Genomic DNA, 14,614 nt, shown 5'->3' on the forward strand with positions numbered 1-14,614 from the left:
GGCACGGTCCACGGTCTCATCTACCCGGCCGCGCGGCCCGCATCCGTGGCCGAACACCCGGTCGTTGACGATTCGACATGACTGGCGTGTGAACCGCGAGGGCATGGATCCCCGTGAACGTGTTCGACAAGGAGGGGAACCGACATCGGCACGCGGGCGGGGGTCATGAAGAGGCAGGCGCGAGGAGGCGGTCCCGTTGCGATCGGGGCCTCCTCGGCGAAAACAGTGGAGGAAAAGGCCGACGGCGGCACACAGGCGCAGCCGTCCCAACTACGGCAGAGACTCGGGCGGGCGGACCTGAAGGCGGTGCCCGAGGCACGCCGGGCGCTGCGCGAGCTGCTCACGCACTGGGGCAGGCCCGGACGATCGGAGATAGCGGAGCTGCTGACCAGCGAACTCGTCACCAACGCACTCGTCCACACCGACCACGACGCGGTCCTGATCGCGACCATAGGACCCCGTGGACTGCGGGTGGAGGTACGGGACTTCGTGGCCCGAAGGCCCAGACTGCGCGTACCGAACGCCGACGACGGTACGCACGGCAGAGGCCTCGTCCTGGTGCAGTCCCTCGCGGACGCGTGGGGCGTACGGGCGCACGGGGTGGGGAAGGCGGTGTGGTTCGAGCTGGATGCCCAAGGCGCCTGAGACGGGACAACGGGAAGGGGGCGTGGCCCGTGCGGGTCACGCCCCCTTCCCGTGTGCACGGCCGGTCGCCTTCACGGCCGGTCGTCGACTGTGCTCAGCCGAACTGCTGCTCGAGGTCCTTGAGCTTGCGCTCCAGGGAGTCGAGCCGCGGGAGGGCCATTGTGTCGTCCTCCGCGGTGAGATCGACCGTCATCGAGTCGGAACCGCCTTTGCGGACGGGCTGCAGCGAAGGGCGCTGGCGCACGGGCAGCGGCTCCGCGGAGGATATGGCAGGCTCCGCGGTGGCCGGTCCCGACGCCCGCTCCAGGGCCTGCGGCTCCGGTCGGCCGCGGCCGATGAACCCGCGGTGACCCCGGCTGATCGCCTTGAGCTGGGCCCGCTCCAGACGGTCCGCCTCGCGCCGGCGCAGCCGGTTCTGCTCCTTCTGCCGCTGGTCCTCGCGCACCTCGTCGACCGCCTCGTCCAGGCTGCGCACGTTCTCGAGCAGCATGAGCGACCAGGCCTTGTAGGTCTCGCGCGGGGCCCGCAGCCAGCGGACGATACGGATCTGCGGCAGCGGCCGCGGCACCAGACCCTGCTCGCGCAGGGCGGCCCGGCGGGTCTGCTTCAGCGCCCGGTCGAACAGGACGGCCGCGGACAGCGACATTCCGGAGAAGAACTGCGGTGCGCCCGCGTGGTCGATGCCCCGGGGCGCGTGCACCCAGTTGAACCAGGCCGCGGCGCCCGCGAACGTCCACACCAGTATCCGGGAGCCGAGCGCCGCGTCACCGTGGCTGGCCTCACGCACCGCGAGTACGGAGCAGAACATGGCCGCACCGTCCAGGCCGAACGGAACGAGGTACTCCCAGCCGTCGGTGAGGCCGAGGTTCTGTTCGCCGAAGCCAACCAGTCCGTGGAAGGAGAGTGCGGCGGCCACCGCCGCGCAGCAGAACAGGAGGAGATAGGAGGCGGTGCCGTATATGGCCTCCTTGCGCCTACGGCGCTCCTCGCTGCGCTCCCACGTGTCGTCCTTCGCGTGCTCCCCGCCGGACCGCTTGCTGCGCGCGAGCACCGCCACCGCCGCCAGCATGCCCAGGAGCAGTACGGCGCCGGGAAGCAGCCAGTTCAGCGATATGTCGGTCAGTCTCATCTAGGGGTCCCTTGCATTGGGATAGGGCGTAACGCCCGCCATAGTGGCCCAATCCCAACGGCCCTCAGGGGGTTTCGGGGCAAGAGGCCGCCAAGGAAGTGCAAGGGGATGCCCAGGGCGGCGTTCTGCTCGAACTGCCGCTTGAGGGGCGGGAGTTGAGTTCGAATAAGACTACCCGTACGGGTGGTTCCACGGAAAGTTCCTGCGACAAGTGAGGAAGTTGTGAACCACCTGTAACCATACGGGCGACCTCTTCGCCGGTGATCTTACGGGACGGCTCGGCGGGCCCGTGCCTGAGGGTGCCTCAACTGGCGGCGGCGGCCAGCAGCTTGGTCACCCGGTCCGCGTCGCAGGTCCGGGGGCAGGTGGCGCAGGTGTCCTCGGGGCGCAGGGTGTAGAACATGCAGCAGCTCGCCCGGTCCCGGGTGGGCAGCGACTCGCCGTCCGGCCCGGTCAGCTCGCGGAAGGCCGCCGAGCCGACGTACGGCAGGGTCGCGCCCGGCAGCAGCAGCTCCAACTCGCGCATCGCCCGCTCCTGTTCACCGAGCAGATGGGCGACGTACCAGAGGCCTTCCACCACCTCGTCGGTCGCCATGCCCCACAACGCCCGCCCGCGCCGCCGCATCCGCGGCCCGAACCCGGTGAGCACGGGCTCCAGGTGCTCGGCGACCGCGGCCCGCACCTCGGCCCGCAGCGCCTCCTCGCCGTCGACCACCCGGGCGCCGGGCAGTGCGGCGGCCGAATCGCCGGGCAGACAGGCGAAGCCGGCCGGGCGCACGGCCAGGCGGCCGATGGAGAGGCCGGGCACGGTCCGGTCGTACGAGACGTGGGTCGCGGGGAAGCGGGGCACCCGGCGCTCCAGGAACCACGGCACGGTGATCAGGAGGCAGGCGGGCCAGGCGTACCGGTGCAGTCCGAAGCCGGCGACGACGTCCGCGCGTGCCCGCTGACCGTAGTCCCGCAGCACCTGTGCGTCGTCCCAGGCGAGGAACGCGTCCAGTCCGGTCCCGCCCTCGGCGAGCGAGTCCGCGGTGACCCAGCCGTCGCCGTGCGGGGTGGGTTCCGCGGTGCCGAGCTCCGTGATCTCCAGCCCCGGAAAGACCTCGGTCAGACGGGTGTAGGACTCCGTGAGGGCCGAGCGGGGCGCGGGTATGTGCACGGACATACGGGAACCGCCGATCCGGGTCGACTGAAGGTAAGCCTTACCTTACCCAAGATCTTCAATCTTTGAACTGGCGGCTTGTGCGCTTATGGTGCTTGACGGACGAGTAACAACCCCCCGTAATCTCCCCAAGTACCGACACGTCCCGAGGAGGACCCGTGAGGCAGAGCACGCAGGGCTCCGCGGAGACGGGAATTCCGGAGGTCCGGGCGACCGGTGTGCCCCGGGTGCCGTCGCAGCCGCTGGCCGCGGACGTGGACCGGGAGCGGGGTGTCGCCGCCGGTGCTACGCGCGGTGAGCACACCCACAGCGAGCCGCCGATCCCCCGCCCGCGGCTGGTCCAGCGGGCCTCCGTGCGCGGCCAGATACTCGACGCGCTGCGCACCGCGCTGGTCGCGGGCGAGCTGACGCCGGGCGAGGTGTACTCGGCGCCGGCGCTGGGCGAGCGGTTCGGGGTCTCCGCGACGCCCGTCCGGGAGGCCATGCAGCAGCTGGCCCTCGAAGGCGCCGTCGAGGTCGTCCCCAACCGGGGCTTCCGCGTCGTCGAGCGCGGCACCCGCGAACTGGCCGAACTGGCCGAGGTGCGCGCCCTGATCGAGGTCCCGGTCGTGCTCCGGCTGGCCCGCGCGGTGCCGGTGGAGCGCTGGGCGGAACTGCGCCCGCTCGCCGAGGCCACGGTCCGCGCCGCCGCCTCCGGCTGCCGGGCCACGTACGCCGAGTCCGACCGCACCTTCCACCGGGCGGTCCTCGCCCTCTCGGGCAACGAGCAGCTGGTCCGGATCTCCGACGACCTCCACCGCCGCGCCCAGTGGCCCCTGGTGGGCGCCGCCCCGGCCGCCCGGGGCCGGGCCGACCTGATGGCGGACGCGGCCCAACACACCGCGCTGCTGGACGCGTTGATCGCCCGGGACCCGGACCTGGTGCGGGCGCTGGTGGTCGAACACTTCGGCGGTGCGTCCTGAGGTCGTGACCGGCGTCACAGAATCGTCGGCTCCACGTGACGGTTCGCGACCCCGGGAACTCACCGGCCCGCGACCGGCGTGACACCCCGCACACGGCACGGAGAGTGCCGCCGCCGGAGGTGAGACCGATGCCCGATCCGTCCTTCTACGCCCAGCAGGCCGCCCAGCAGGCCCAGCAGCAGTCGCAGCAGGCCAGCCAGCAGGCGCACCAGCAGGCCATGCGGGCCCATCAGCGGGCCGTCGACCACGCCATCCGCAACGGCCACCGGCCGCCGCCCGCACCGAGCCCCGGGGCGTACCGGGGCGGCCGGGGCGGTGGCCTCCTCTCGTTCCTGGTCCTGGTCGCCGTGGTCGTCGTCCTCGCCAAGGACACCGCGCTGCGCGACTCGATACTGGGGTCGATCCAGCATCTGCTGGCGCGGATCCAGAACGGCTGAGACCGGGTGAGGCCTCAGTCGCCGTCGCGCGAGTTCGTCGCCGACTTCGAGTAGCCGTTCTGCCAGGCGGCCTTCGCGCCGGAGTCGCCGATCCGGTAGACGTCGACGACGGCGCCCGCCGCGACCGCGAAGGACAGCACGGCGGCCGCGACCCGGACGACCGAGGCCGTACGGGTGCCGGACGCGCCGGCGGCCTCCGGGGCGGGCGTCCGGCGGACCGTCCACCACACGGCCGTCGCCAGCACGAACAGGCCCAGCGCCCACGGGAGCAGCCCGTCTCCCAGCTCCGCGTGCTGCTCGACGAGCGAGTTCTCGGGCACATGCTCCTCCAGCCACTCACCGGCGCTCGTGGTCAGCGGCACGCTCGCCAGCGTCACCAGGGCCAGCAGCGGCAGCACGACGCCCATCCGGCGGGCGGCCCGCGGCCACAGCGCCGCGGTCACCAGCGCCAACGCGGTCAGCGGCACCAGTACGACGACGAAATGGACCAACAGGACATGCGCGGGCAAGCCGTTGACAAGGCTCATCGGTAGATCCTCCAAGGGGGTGGGGCGCGCCAGCCTCGCACAGGAACTTCTCAGGTTCCTCTGAGTCGGCGCGGCCCTCCAGGAGCGCCCTCAGGCCGTCGCCGCCCCCGGCGCCGGCGGCGCCAACTGCCGTGCCAGCCAAGTCGGTACGCCGCCCAGCAGCCGGAACAGCCGGCGGGCCTCCTCGCGCAGCCTCGACGCCTCCGGCTCCACCTCCGCGTCGGCCAGCGAGGCCAGCGCGGGCGCCGTGCCGACCAGGTAGCCCAACTCCTCGCGGATCCGCAGCGATTCGGCGAACCCGTGCCGCGCCTCCGCCAACTCCCCGTCCCGCAGGGCGAGTCCGGCCAGGTGGCGCCAGGTGAAGGAGAGCAGCAGCGGATCCGAGTGGGCCGTGGCGGCCGCGTGTGCCCGGCGGTACGCGGCCCGCGCGGCCTGCGGGGAGCGGGCCAGGTTCTCCGCCAGCAGCCCGCGCCGGAAGTCCAGCACCGCCCGCCCCGGCGCCCCCGGCGGGATCAGCGCCGCCGCCCGCCCCAGCGCGGCCCGCGCCTCGTCGGCCCGGTCGCGCACTGAGTGCAGGGTCGCCGCGTACGCAAGTTGCCCGCGTTCACAAGCGGCCGCCCCGCGCTCGTCGTCGGTGTGGGCGAGGGCCTCCGCGGTCCGCAGCGCGTCCTCGGCCTCCTCCCACCCCTGCTCGGTGTAGAGGCACTTCTCCACCAGCAGCGAGGTCCGTTGCAGCGCGGACGCGGCGTCCACCGGGTGCAGCAGCGCCGCCGCGTCGGTCCAGCAGGCGCGCGAGCGCAGCCGCCATACCGCGGTCTGGAGGGGATCGTCACCTTCGGTCGTTCCGGTACCAGACATGGCGGAATGCGCCACGTTGCCCTCCCCGAGCGCGCCGTCGAGCTTTGAGTGGTGGCCGCATCTCAGCACGAATATCAGCGCGGGGCCAAGGGGGTGGGTGAAGGATTTCACAAAGTCGTGCGACCCGGACGGCACTTGGTGCCACCCGGTCCGACGGCCCGGTGGGCTCAACTCATCCGCAATGCCAAGAAGAAATCGAGCTTGTCCTCCAGTCGGGAAAGGTCACGACTCGTCAACTGCTCGATCCGCCCCACGCGATAGCGCAGCGTGTTGACGTGCAGGTGCAACCGGGTCGCACAGCGCGTCCAGGAGCCGTCGCAGTCGAGGAAGGCCTCCAGGGTCGGGATCAGCTCGGCGCGGTGCCGGCGGTCGTAGTCCCGCAGCGGGTCGAGCAGCCGCGCGGTGAAGGCGCGCCGCACGTCGTCCGGCACGAACGGCAGCAGCAGTACATGCGAGGCCAGCTCCTGGTGCCCCGCCGCGCACACCCGCCCGGGCCGCGCCGCCGCCACCCGCCGCGCGTGCCGCGCCTCCTCCAGCGCCCCGCGCAGCCCCTCCGCCGAGTGCACGGCCGCGCTGACGCCCAGCGTGACCTGCCCGTCGTCGTCGAGCCCGGCCGACAGCGGATCCCGTACGGACTCGAGCAGCGCGTCGGCGAGGATCCCGGACTCGGAGCCGTCGTGCTCCGCGGAGACGGCCGGCAGCGGTACGAGGGCGATCGCCTCGTCCCCGGTGTGGGCCACCGCGATCCGGTCCGAGGGCTCGGGGCCGGTGGCCAGCGGGTCGACCAGGATCTCCTCCAGGAGCGCCTGGGCGACCGGACCGGCCTCGATGTCACTGCCCGCCCAGTCCACCCGGGCCACCACGACCTGCCAGTGCGGGGCGGCCCCCAGGCCGGGCAGCAGCACCGGGGCGGCCACCCTCAGGCGCGCGGCGATCTCGGCGGGCGCCGCGCCCGTCTGGACCAGCTCCAGGACCTCCTGGGCGAGCCGCCGCCGGACCGTCCGGGAGGCGTCCCGGCGGTCCCGCTCGACGGAGATCAGCTGGGTGACGCCCTGGAGCAGGTCGAGGCGCTCGGCCGGCCAGTCGCCCGCGTCCGCCTCGACGGCCAGCAGCCAGTCCGACAGCACCGTCTCGCGCACGTCCCGGGAGGCCTGTGCGGCGCGGCCTCCCCCAGCTACCGCTGGGCGGTGCCCCCAGCTGCGGATCGGGAAGAGGCTGTACGTCGACGGTCCGAGCGTCACCCGGTGCGGTCCGCGGCGGCCCGTGCGGGCGGCGGCGAGCTGCTCGGCGGCCAGCCGGGCGCAGACGTCGGCGGGCAGCCCGGAGCCCGCGACCTTGGTGCCGGCGATCAGCCGTCCGGTGGGGGACAGCACCCAGGCCCGCAGGTCCAGGTCGGAGCCGAGCAGGTCCAGGACCACGTCCGGGCCGCCGCCCGCCGGGCCCGAGGTCATCATCCGCCGGTGCCGGTCGACGACGGCCGCGAGATCGCCCGCGCGCTCGCCGCTGACCTGCCGGACGACATGCTCGGTGATCGTCGCGAACGCCACCGACTCGTGCACCGCGAACAGCGGCAGCCGGTGCCGGGCGCAGGCCAGCACCAGGTCGTCCGGGATGTCCCCGAGCTCCGCCTCGCCCGCGGCCAGCGCGGTCACGCCGGCCTGCGCCAGGATCCGTACGAACGGCTCCGAGTCGTCGGCGTCCCGGCGCCAGGCCAGGCCCGTGAGCACCAGCTCGCCGCCCGAGAGGTAGCGGCTGGGGTCGCGGAGGTCGGTGGTCATCACACCCCGCACGGCGCGGTCCAGCTCGTCCTCGCCGCCGAGCAGCCTGAGGCCCAGCGCATCGGTGTCCAGCAGTGCGCGCAGCCGCATCTCGTCGCCGCCGATCTTTGTCTCGAAATCTACGATGAGGGTTGGAGGGTGGATGTGGCTGTTTCCTGCGTTTCTACAGGAAGACAGGGAGGTTACTGATGGCCTCCGTTCATACGAATCTACAAGATGCCCGCCCTGGCCAGCCAACTCCTTCATGGTTTCCGTGACTGACCGAGGCGGAGTACGCCGCTGTGTACTGACCCCACTCCACGTAAACAGCACGTGAACGAGCCACCCACGAGACGAAGAAGAGAGCCGGTCATGGACTTCCTTCGCCCCGCCAGCTGGGAGGAGGCGCTCGCCGCCAAGGCTGAGCACCCCACCGCTGTGCCCATTGCGGGCGGCACCGATGTGATGGTCGAGATCAACTTCGACCACCGCCGGCCCGAGTACCTGCTCGACCTGAACCGGATCGGCGACCTCACCGAGTGGGAGACCGGCGAGGACACGGTACGGCTCGGGGCCTCCGTCCCGTACACCGCCATCATGGACAACCTCCGTGCCGAGCTGCCGGGCCTCGCGCTCGCCTCGCACACGGTCGCCTCCCCGCAGATCCGCAACCGCGGCGGCGTCGGCGGCAACCTCGGCACCGCCTCGCCCGCCGGTGACGCGCACCCCGCGCTCCTCGCGGCCGGCGCCGACGTCGAGGTGGAGTCCGCGGCCCGCGGCACCCGGCTGATCCCGATCGACGAGTTCTACACGGGCGTCAAGCGCAACGCGCTCCGGCCCGACGAGCTGATCCGCGCCGTCCACATCAAGAAGGCGGACGGCCCGCAGCAGTACTCCAAGGTCGGCACCCGCAACGCGATGGTCATCGCCGTGTGCGCCTTCGGCCTCGCGCTGCACCCCGAGACCCGCACGGTCCGCACCGGCATCGGCTCGGCCGCCCCGACCCCGGTCCGGGCGAAGGCCGCGGAGGAGTTCCTGAACGCCGCGCTGGAAGAGGGCGGCTTCTGGGACAACGGAAAGATCATCACCCCGTCGGTCGCCAAGCAGTTCGCGGACCTGTGCTCCGCAGCCTGCAACCCGATCGACGACGTCCGGGGCACCGCGAGCTACCGCCGCCACGCGGTCGGCGTCATGGCCCGCCGGACGCTCACCTGGACCTGGGAGTCGTACCGCGGCACCGCCGCTCGCACGGAGGGAGTCGCCTGATGCGCGTCAACTTCACTGTCAATGGCCGTCCGCAGGAAGCCGACGACGTGTGGGAGGGCGAGTCCCTGCTGTACGTGCTGCGGGAGCGCCTCGGCCTTCCCGGCTCCAAGAACGCCTGCGAGCAGGGCGAGTGCGGTTCCTGCACGGTCCGCCTGGACGGCGTCCCGGTCTGTTCGTGTCTGGTCGCCGCCGGGCAGGTCGAGGGCCGCGAGGTCGTGACCGTCGAGGGCCTCGCGGAGTACGCCAAGCAGCGCGAGGAGCACGGCGGCTGCGCCACCGGCGCCTGCGGTACGTCGCTCGACTCGGCCAAGCGGTGGGAGGCACGCCCGTCCGATAGTGGGCTCCGCCCACGGGCGGCGGACTCGCAGACCGGCGAGGGCACCGAACTCGCCCCCATCCAGCAGGCGTTCATCGACGCCGGCGCCGTCCAGTGCGGCTTCTGCACCCCGGGTCTGCTGGTCGCCGCCGACGAGATGCTGGAGCGCAACCCCAGCCCGAGCGACGCGGACATCCGCGAGGCGCTCTCGGGCAACCTGTGCCGCTGCACGGGCTACGAGAAGATCATGGACGCGGTCCGCCTGGCGGCCGCCCGGCAGGGAGAGGCGGTCTGACCGTGCCTACCAACGGCGCTCCCATCGGTACTCCCACCAAGGTCACCCAGGGTTCCCAGACCAAGGGCGGCATCGGCGAGTCCACGCTCCGCCCGGACGGCACCCTCAAGGTCACCGGCGAGTTCGCGTACTCGTCCGACATGTGGCACGAGGACATGCTCTGGGGCCAGATCCTCCGGTCCACCGTCGCGCACGCCGAGATCGTCTCGATCGACACCAGCGAGGCGCTGAAGACCGCGGGCGTCTACGCCGTCATGACGTACGACGACCTGCCGACCGAGGTGAAGAACTACGGCCTGGAGATCCAGGACACCCCGGTCCTCGCGCACGGCAAGGTACGCCACCACGGCGAGCCCGTCGCGATCGTCGCCGCCGACCACCCGGAGACGGCCCGCCGCGCGGCCGCCAAGATCAAGGTCGAGTACCGCGAGCTGCCCGTCATCACCGACGAGGCCTCCGCGACCGCCCCGGACGCGATCCTCGTCCACGAGGGCCGCGACGACCACCACATCGGGCACGTCCCGCACCCGAACATCGTGCACCGCCAGCCGATCGTCCGCGGCGACGTGACCGAGGCCCGCAAGCGCGCCGATGTCGTCGTCGAGGGCGAGTACACCTTCGGCATGCAGGACCAGGCCTTCCTCGGCCCCGAGTCCGGCCTCGCCGTGCCCGAGGAGGACGGCGGCGTCCACCTCTACATCGCCACCCAGTGGCTCCACTCCGACCTGCGCCAGATCGCGCCCGTCCTCGGCCTGCCCGAGGAGAAGGTACGGATGACGCTGGCCGGCGTCGGCGGCGCGTTCGGCGGCCGCGAGGACCTGTCGATGCAGATCCACGCCTGTCTGCTGGCCATGCGCACCGGCAAGCCCGTCAAGATCGTCTACAACCGCTTCGAGTCCTTCTTCGGGCACGTCCACCGCCACCCGGCCAAGCTCTACTACGAGCACGGGGCGACCAAGGACGGCAAGCTCACCCACATGAAGTGCCGGATCGTGCTCGACGGCGGCGCCTACGCGTCGGCGTCCCCCGCGGTCGTCGGCAACGCCTCCTCCCTGAGCGTCGGCCCGTACGTCATCGACGACGTCGACATCGAGGCCATCGCCCTCTACTCCAACAACCCGCCCTGCGGCGCCATGCGCGGCTTCGGCGCGGTCCAGGCGTGCTTCGCCTACGAGGCGCAGATGGACAGGCTGGCGAAGAAGCTCGGCATGGACCCGGTGGAGTTCCGGCAGCTCAACGCCATGGAGCAGGGCACGATCATGCCGACCGGGCAGCCGGTGGACTCGCCCGCGCCCGTCGCCGAACTCCTGCGCCGCGTCAGGTCGATGCCGCTGCCGCCGGAGCGCCAGTGGGAGTCCAGCGAGGGCGCGGACGTACGGCAGCTGCCCGGCGGTCTGTCCAACACCACCCACGGCGAAGGCGTCGTACGGGGTGTCGGCTACGCGGTCGGCATCAAGAACGTCGGCTTCTCCGAGGGCTTCGACGACTACTCGACGGCCAAGGTGCGCATGGAGGTCGTGGGCGGCGAGGCCGTCGCGACCGTGCACACCGCGATGGCGGAGGTCGGCCAGGGCGGCGTCACCGTCCACGCGCAGATCGCCCGCACCGAGCTGGGCGTCGCCCAGGTGACCATCCACCCCGCCGACACCCAGGTGGGCAGCGCCGGTTCGACCTCCGCGTCGCGTCAGACGTACGTCACCGGTGGCGCCGTGAAGAACGCCTGCGAACTCGTCCGGGAGCGGGTGCTGGAGATCGGCCGGCGCAAGTTCGGCACCTACCACCCCGCCTGGGCCACCGCCGAACTGCTCCTGGAGGGCGGCAAGGTCGTCACGGACGGCGGGGAGGTCCTCGTCGACCTGGCGGACGTCCTGGAGGGCGAGGTCGTAGAGCTGGAGGAGGAGTGGCGGCACCGCCCGACCGAGGCCTTCGACCTGCGCACCGGCCAGGGCAACGGCCATGTCCAGTACTCCTTCGCCGCGCACCGCGCCGTCGTCGAGGTCGACACCGAGCTCGGCCTGGTCAAGGTGATCGAGCTGGCCTGCGCCCAGGACGTCGGCAAGGCGCTCAACCCGCTCTCCGTCCTCGGCCAGATCCAGGGCGGCACCCTCCAGGGCATGGGCATCGCGGTGATGGAGGAGATCATCGTCGACCCCAAGACCGCCAAGGTCAGGAACCCGTCCTTCACGGACTACCTGCTCCCGACCATCCTCGACACGCCGATCATCCCGGTCGACGTCCTCGAACTCGCCGACGAGCACGCCCCGTACGGGCTGCGCGGCATCGGTGAGGCACCCACCCTGTCGTCGACTCCCGCTGTCCTCGCGGCGATCCGCGAAGCGACCGGCCTGGAGCTGAACAGGACGCCGGTACGCCCGGAGCACCTCACGGGCAAGGCGTAGCCAAGTCCCTCCGGGCGGTACAGGGAACGTCACACTTCGATGTGCCGCCCGGAGCAGCCAGTTCGTTCGTCTCGGGCCGTCCCCCGGGTCGTGCGGCCGAAGCACCTTCCCAAATCCCGCACCTTTCGAAGCAGTTCGCGGGTGCCCCTTTGAACCTTGGGAGTAGGCCCACATGACCCAGCAGTCACTGGAGCCGCAGACCGTCTCGGAGGAAGCGGGTACGGGCAGCCGTATCCCCGCCGGACGTTCGTGGCTCGACCGGTACTTCCACATATCCCAGCGAGGATCCACCGTCGCGCGCGAGGTGCGCGGCGGCGTCACGACCTTCATGGCGATGGCGTACATCCTCCTGCTCAACCCCCTGATCCTGTCCGGCAAGGACGTGGCCGGGGACACGCTCGGACAGAAGGCACTCATCACCGCGACCGCGTTCGCGGCGGCCTTCACCACGCTGCTGATGGGCTTCTTCGGCAAGGTGCCCCTCGCCCTCGCCGCCGGCCTCTCCGTCTCCGGAGTGCTCTCCTCGCAGGTCGCGCCCCAGATGACCTGGCCGCAGGCCATGGGCATGTGCGTGATGTACGGCGTCGTCATCATGCTTCTCGTCGTCACCGGCCTGCGCGAGATGATCATGAACGCGATCCCGCTCGCCCTCAAGCACGGGATCACGATGGGCATCGGCCTGTTCATCGCCCTGATCGGCTTCTACAAGTCCGGCTTCGTGCACCAGGGCAAGGCCACCCCCGTCACCCTCGGCCCGGCGGGCGAACTCGCCGGCTGGCCGGTCCTGTTGTTCGCCGGCACCCTGCTCCTGATCTTCATGCTTCAGGCCCGCAACTTCCCTGGCGCCATCCTCATCGGCATCGTCACCGGCACGGTCGTCGCCGCGATCCTGAACGCGGCCGGCGCCATCGACCCCGAGCAGTGGGCCGGCGGCGCCCCCGAGCTGCACGGCAGCGCGGTCTCCATGCCCGACTTCTCGCTCATGGGCGACGTCGAGTTCGGCGGCTGGGGCAAGGTCGGCGCCATGACGGTCGGCATGATCGTCTTCACCCTGGTGCTCGCCGGGTTCTTCGACGCGATGGCCACCATCATCGGCGTCGGCACCGAGGCCGAGCTGGCCGACGACAAGGGCCGGATGCCGGGCCTCTCCAAGGCGCTGTTCATCGACGGCGCGGGCGGCGCGATCGGCGGTGTGGCCGGCGGCTCGGGCCAGACCGTCTTCATCGAGTCGGCCACCGGCGTCGGCGAGGGCGCCCGTACCGGACTCGCCTCGGTGGTGACCGGCCTGTTCTTCGCGGCCTGTCTCTTCTTCACCCCGCTCACCGCGATCGTGCCGCAGGAGGTCGCCTCCGCCGCCCTGGTGGTCATCGGCTCGATGATGCTGATGAACGCCCGGCACGTGGACTGGGCCGACCGCGCCACCGCGATCCCGGTCTTCCTGACCGTCGTGATCATGCCGTTCACGTACTCGATCACGGCGGGCGTCGCGGCCGGAGTCATCTCCTACGTCGCCATCAAGGCCGCCCAGGGCAAGGCCCGGGAGATCGGCGCCTTCATGTGGGGCCTGACAGTGATCTTCCTGGTCTATTTCGCCCTCAATCCCATTGAGAGCTGGCTGGGCGTGCACTAGCCGCCCGCCCAAGTACCCTCCCCGCAACCGCTGTTAAGGAGACCGAGAGATGCTGGACATCGCCGAGGAGCTGAACCGGTGGGTCGAGCAGGGACGCGACTTCGCCGTGGCCACCGTGGTGGCCGTCGGCGGCAGCGCCCCTCGCCAGCCCGGCGCCGCCCTCGCGGTGGACGCCGACGGCACGGCGATCGGCTCGGTCTCCGGCGGCTGTGTGGAGGGTGCCGTGTACGAGCTGTGCCGACAGGCCCTCGCGGACGGCGAAACCGTCCTGGAGAGGTTCGGCTACAGCGACGAGGACGCCTTCGCCGTTGGCCTGACCTGCGGCGGCATCATCGACATCCTCGTCACCCCGGTACGGGCCGCCGATCCGGCCCGCCCGGTGCTCGCGTCCGCGCTGTCCGCCGCCGCTCGTGGGGAGGCGGCGGCGGTGGCGCGGATCGTCTCCGGACCGGCCGAACTCCTCGGCTGCGCCCTGCTGGTGAACTCCAAGGGTTCCTACGACGGCTCGTACGACGGTCTGTACGAGGGCGGCTTCGGCGCCCATCCGGAGCTGGACCGCACGGTCGCCGCCGAGGCGTCCGCCTTCCTGGACGCGGGCCGCACCGGCACCCTGGAGATCGGAGAGCAGGGCTCTCGCTGCGGAGCACCGCTCACGGTCCTGGTCGAGTCCTCGGTGCCGCCGCCCCGGATGATCGTCTTCGGCGCGATCGACTTCGCCTCGGCGCTGGTCCGGATCGGCAAGTTCCTGGGCTACCGGGTGACGGTGTGCGACGCCCGCCCGGTGTTCGCCACCAAGACCCGCTTCCCGGAGGCCGACGAGATCGTCGTCGAGTGGCCCCACAAGTACCTGGAGCGCACGCAGGTCGACGGCCGGACCGTGCTGTGCGTCCTCACCCACGACGCCAAGTTCGACGTCCCGTTGCTCCAGCTGGCGTTGCGCCTGCCCGTCGCCTACGTCGGAGCGATGGGCTCCCGCCGCACCCACCTGGAGCGCAACGACCGCCTGCGCGAAGTCGGCGTCACGGAACTCGAGTTGGCCCGCCTGCGCTCCCCGATCGGCCTCGACCTCGGCGCCCGTACCCCCGAGGAGACGGCCCTGTCGATCGCCTCGGAGATCGTCGCGAACAGGCGGGGCGGCAGCGGGATCTCACTCACCGGCGCGCACACACCGATCCACCACGACCCGACCTCGCTGCCGGCGCGGCGCATCGGCTCGGTGGCCTGAGGGACG

At 71.7% G+C, this 14,614-nt stretch carries 13 protein-coding genes; 8 read left to right on the forward strand and 5 right to left on the reverse strand.

The window, feature by feature from the left end; translation table 11 throughout:
• Nucleotides 1–165: 165 nt before the first annotated feature.
• Nucleotides 166–645, forward strand: coding sequence for an ATP-binding protein (locus tag ACQEWB_RS39065; protein WP_432839741.1), 480 nt, complete (start codon nucleotides 166–168; stop codon nucleotides 643–645).
• A gap of 94 nt (nucleotides 646–739) precedes the next feature.
• Here the strand turns inward: ACQEWB_RS39065 and ACQEWB_RS39070 are convergent, their stop codons facing one another.
• Complete coding sequence (locus ACQEWB_RS39070; RefSeq protein ID WP_432839743.1) at nucleotides 740–1,774, reverse strand: DUF2637 domain-containing protein; 1,035 nt, start codon at nucleotides 1,772–1,774, stop codon at nucleotides 740–742.
• Nucleotides 1,775–2,078: 304 nt separating this feature from the next.
• A complete protein-coding gene (locus ACQEWB_RS39075; protein ID WP_432844229.1) occupies nucleotides 2,079–2,927 on the reverse strand; it encodes a (2Fe-2S)-binding protein in 849 nt (282 codons plus the stop codon).
• 167 nt (nucleotides 2,928–3,094) lie between these two features.
• Between ACQEWB_RS39075 and ACQEWB_RS39080 the strand changes: the two genes are divergently transcribed.
• Together ACQEWB_RS39080 and ACQEWB_RS39085 are read left to right on the forward strand one after the other, a co-directional pair.
• Complete coding sequence (locus ACQEWB_RS39080; protein WP_432839745.1) at nucleotides 3,095–3,898, forward strand: GntR family transcriptional regulator; 804 nt, start codon at nucleotides 3,095–3,097, stop codon at nucleotides 3,896–3,898.
• Nucleotides 3,899–4,026: 128 nt separating this feature from the next.
• Complete coding sequence (locus ACQEWB_RS39085) at nucleotides 4,027–4,335, forward strand: hypothetical protein (protein WP_432839747.1); 309 nt, start codon at nucleotides 4,027–4,029, stop codon at nucleotides 4,333–4,335.
• A gap of 14 nt (nucleotides 4,336–4,349) precedes the next feature.
• Here the strand turns inward: ACQEWB_RS39085 and ACQEWB_RS39090 are convergent, their stop codons facing one another.
• From ACQEWB_RS39090 to ACQEWB_RS39100, 3 genes are all read right to left on the reverse strand, one after another.
• Nucleotides 4,350–4,862, reverse strand: coding sequence for a DUF2231 domain-containing protein (locus ACQEWB_RS39090; protein WP_432839749.1), 513 nt, complete (start codon nucleotides 4,860–4,862; stop codon nucleotides 4,350–4,352).
• A 90-nt stretch (nucleotides 4,863–4,952) separates the two neighbouring features.
• Nucleotides 4,953–5,735 carry a hypothetical protein gene (locus tag ACQEWB_RS39095; protein ID WP_432839751.1) on the reverse strand — a complete coding sequence of 261 codons (783 nt, stop codon included), beginning with the start codon at nucleotides 5,733–5,735 and terminating at the stop codon, nucleotides 4,953–4,955.
• A gap of 152 nt (nucleotides 5,736–5,887) precedes the next feature.
• A complete protein-coding gene (locus tag ACQEWB_RS39100; protein WP_432839753.1) occupies nucleotides 5,888–7,588 on the reverse strand; it encodes a PucR family transcriptional regulator in 1,701 nt (566 codons plus the stop codon).
• A 261-nt stretch (nucleotides 7,589–7,849) separates the two neighbouring features.
• On the opposite strand from ACQEWB_RS39100, the gene ACQEWB_RS39105 reads away from it, so the two are divergent.
• The 5 genes from ACQEWB_RS39105 to ACQEWB_RS39125 all read left to right on the forward strand — a co-directional run bounded on the left by ACQEWB_RS39105 (nucleotide 7,850) and on the right by ACQEWB_RS39125 (nucleotide 14,608).
• A complete protein-coding gene (locus tag ACQEWB_RS39105; RefSeq protein WP_432839755.1) occupies nucleotides 7,850–8,743 on the forward strand; it encodes an FAD binding domain-containing protein in 894 nt (297 codons plus the stop codon).
• Nucleotides 8,743–9,354, forward strand: a complete 612-nt coding sequence (locus tag ACQEWB_RS39110; RefSeq protein ID WP_432839757.1) for a (2Fe-2S)-binding protein — start codon at nucleotides 8,743–8,745, stop codon at nucleotides 9,352–9,354. The genes ACQEWB_RS39105 and ACQEWB_RS39110 overlap by 1 nt, the downstream gene beginning before the upstream one ends.
• Nucleotides 9,355–9,356: 2 nt before the next feature.
• The gene (locus tag ACQEWB_RS39115) at nucleotides 9,357–11,753 is read left to right on the forward strand and encodes a xanthine dehydrogenase family protein molybdopterin-binding subunit (protein WP_432839759.1); all 2,397 of its coding nucleotides are present in this window, start codon (nucleotides 9,357–9,359) and stop codon (nucleotides 11,751–11,753) included.
• A gap of 172 nt (nucleotides 11,754–11,925) precedes the next feature.
• Nucleotides 11,926–13,383, forward strand: coding sequence for an NCS2 family permease (locus ACQEWB_RS39120; RefSeq protein WP_432839761.1), 1,458 nt, complete (start codon nucleotides 11,926–11,928; stop codon nucleotides 13,381–13,383).
• Between the two features lie 49 nt (nucleotides 13,384–13,432).
• Entirely contained in the window at nucleotides 13,433–14,608 is a 1,176-nt protein-coding gene (locus tag ACQEWB_RS39125) for an XdhC family protein (RefSeq protein WP_432839763.1), read from the forward strand.
• The last annotated feature ends 6 nt before the right edge of the window (nucleotides 14,609–14,614 follow it).

Source organism: Streptomyces sp. CA-249302 (assembly GCF_050936785.1).
GTDB lineage: Bacteria > Actinomycetota > Actinomycetes > Streptomycetales > Streptomycetaceae > Streptomyces.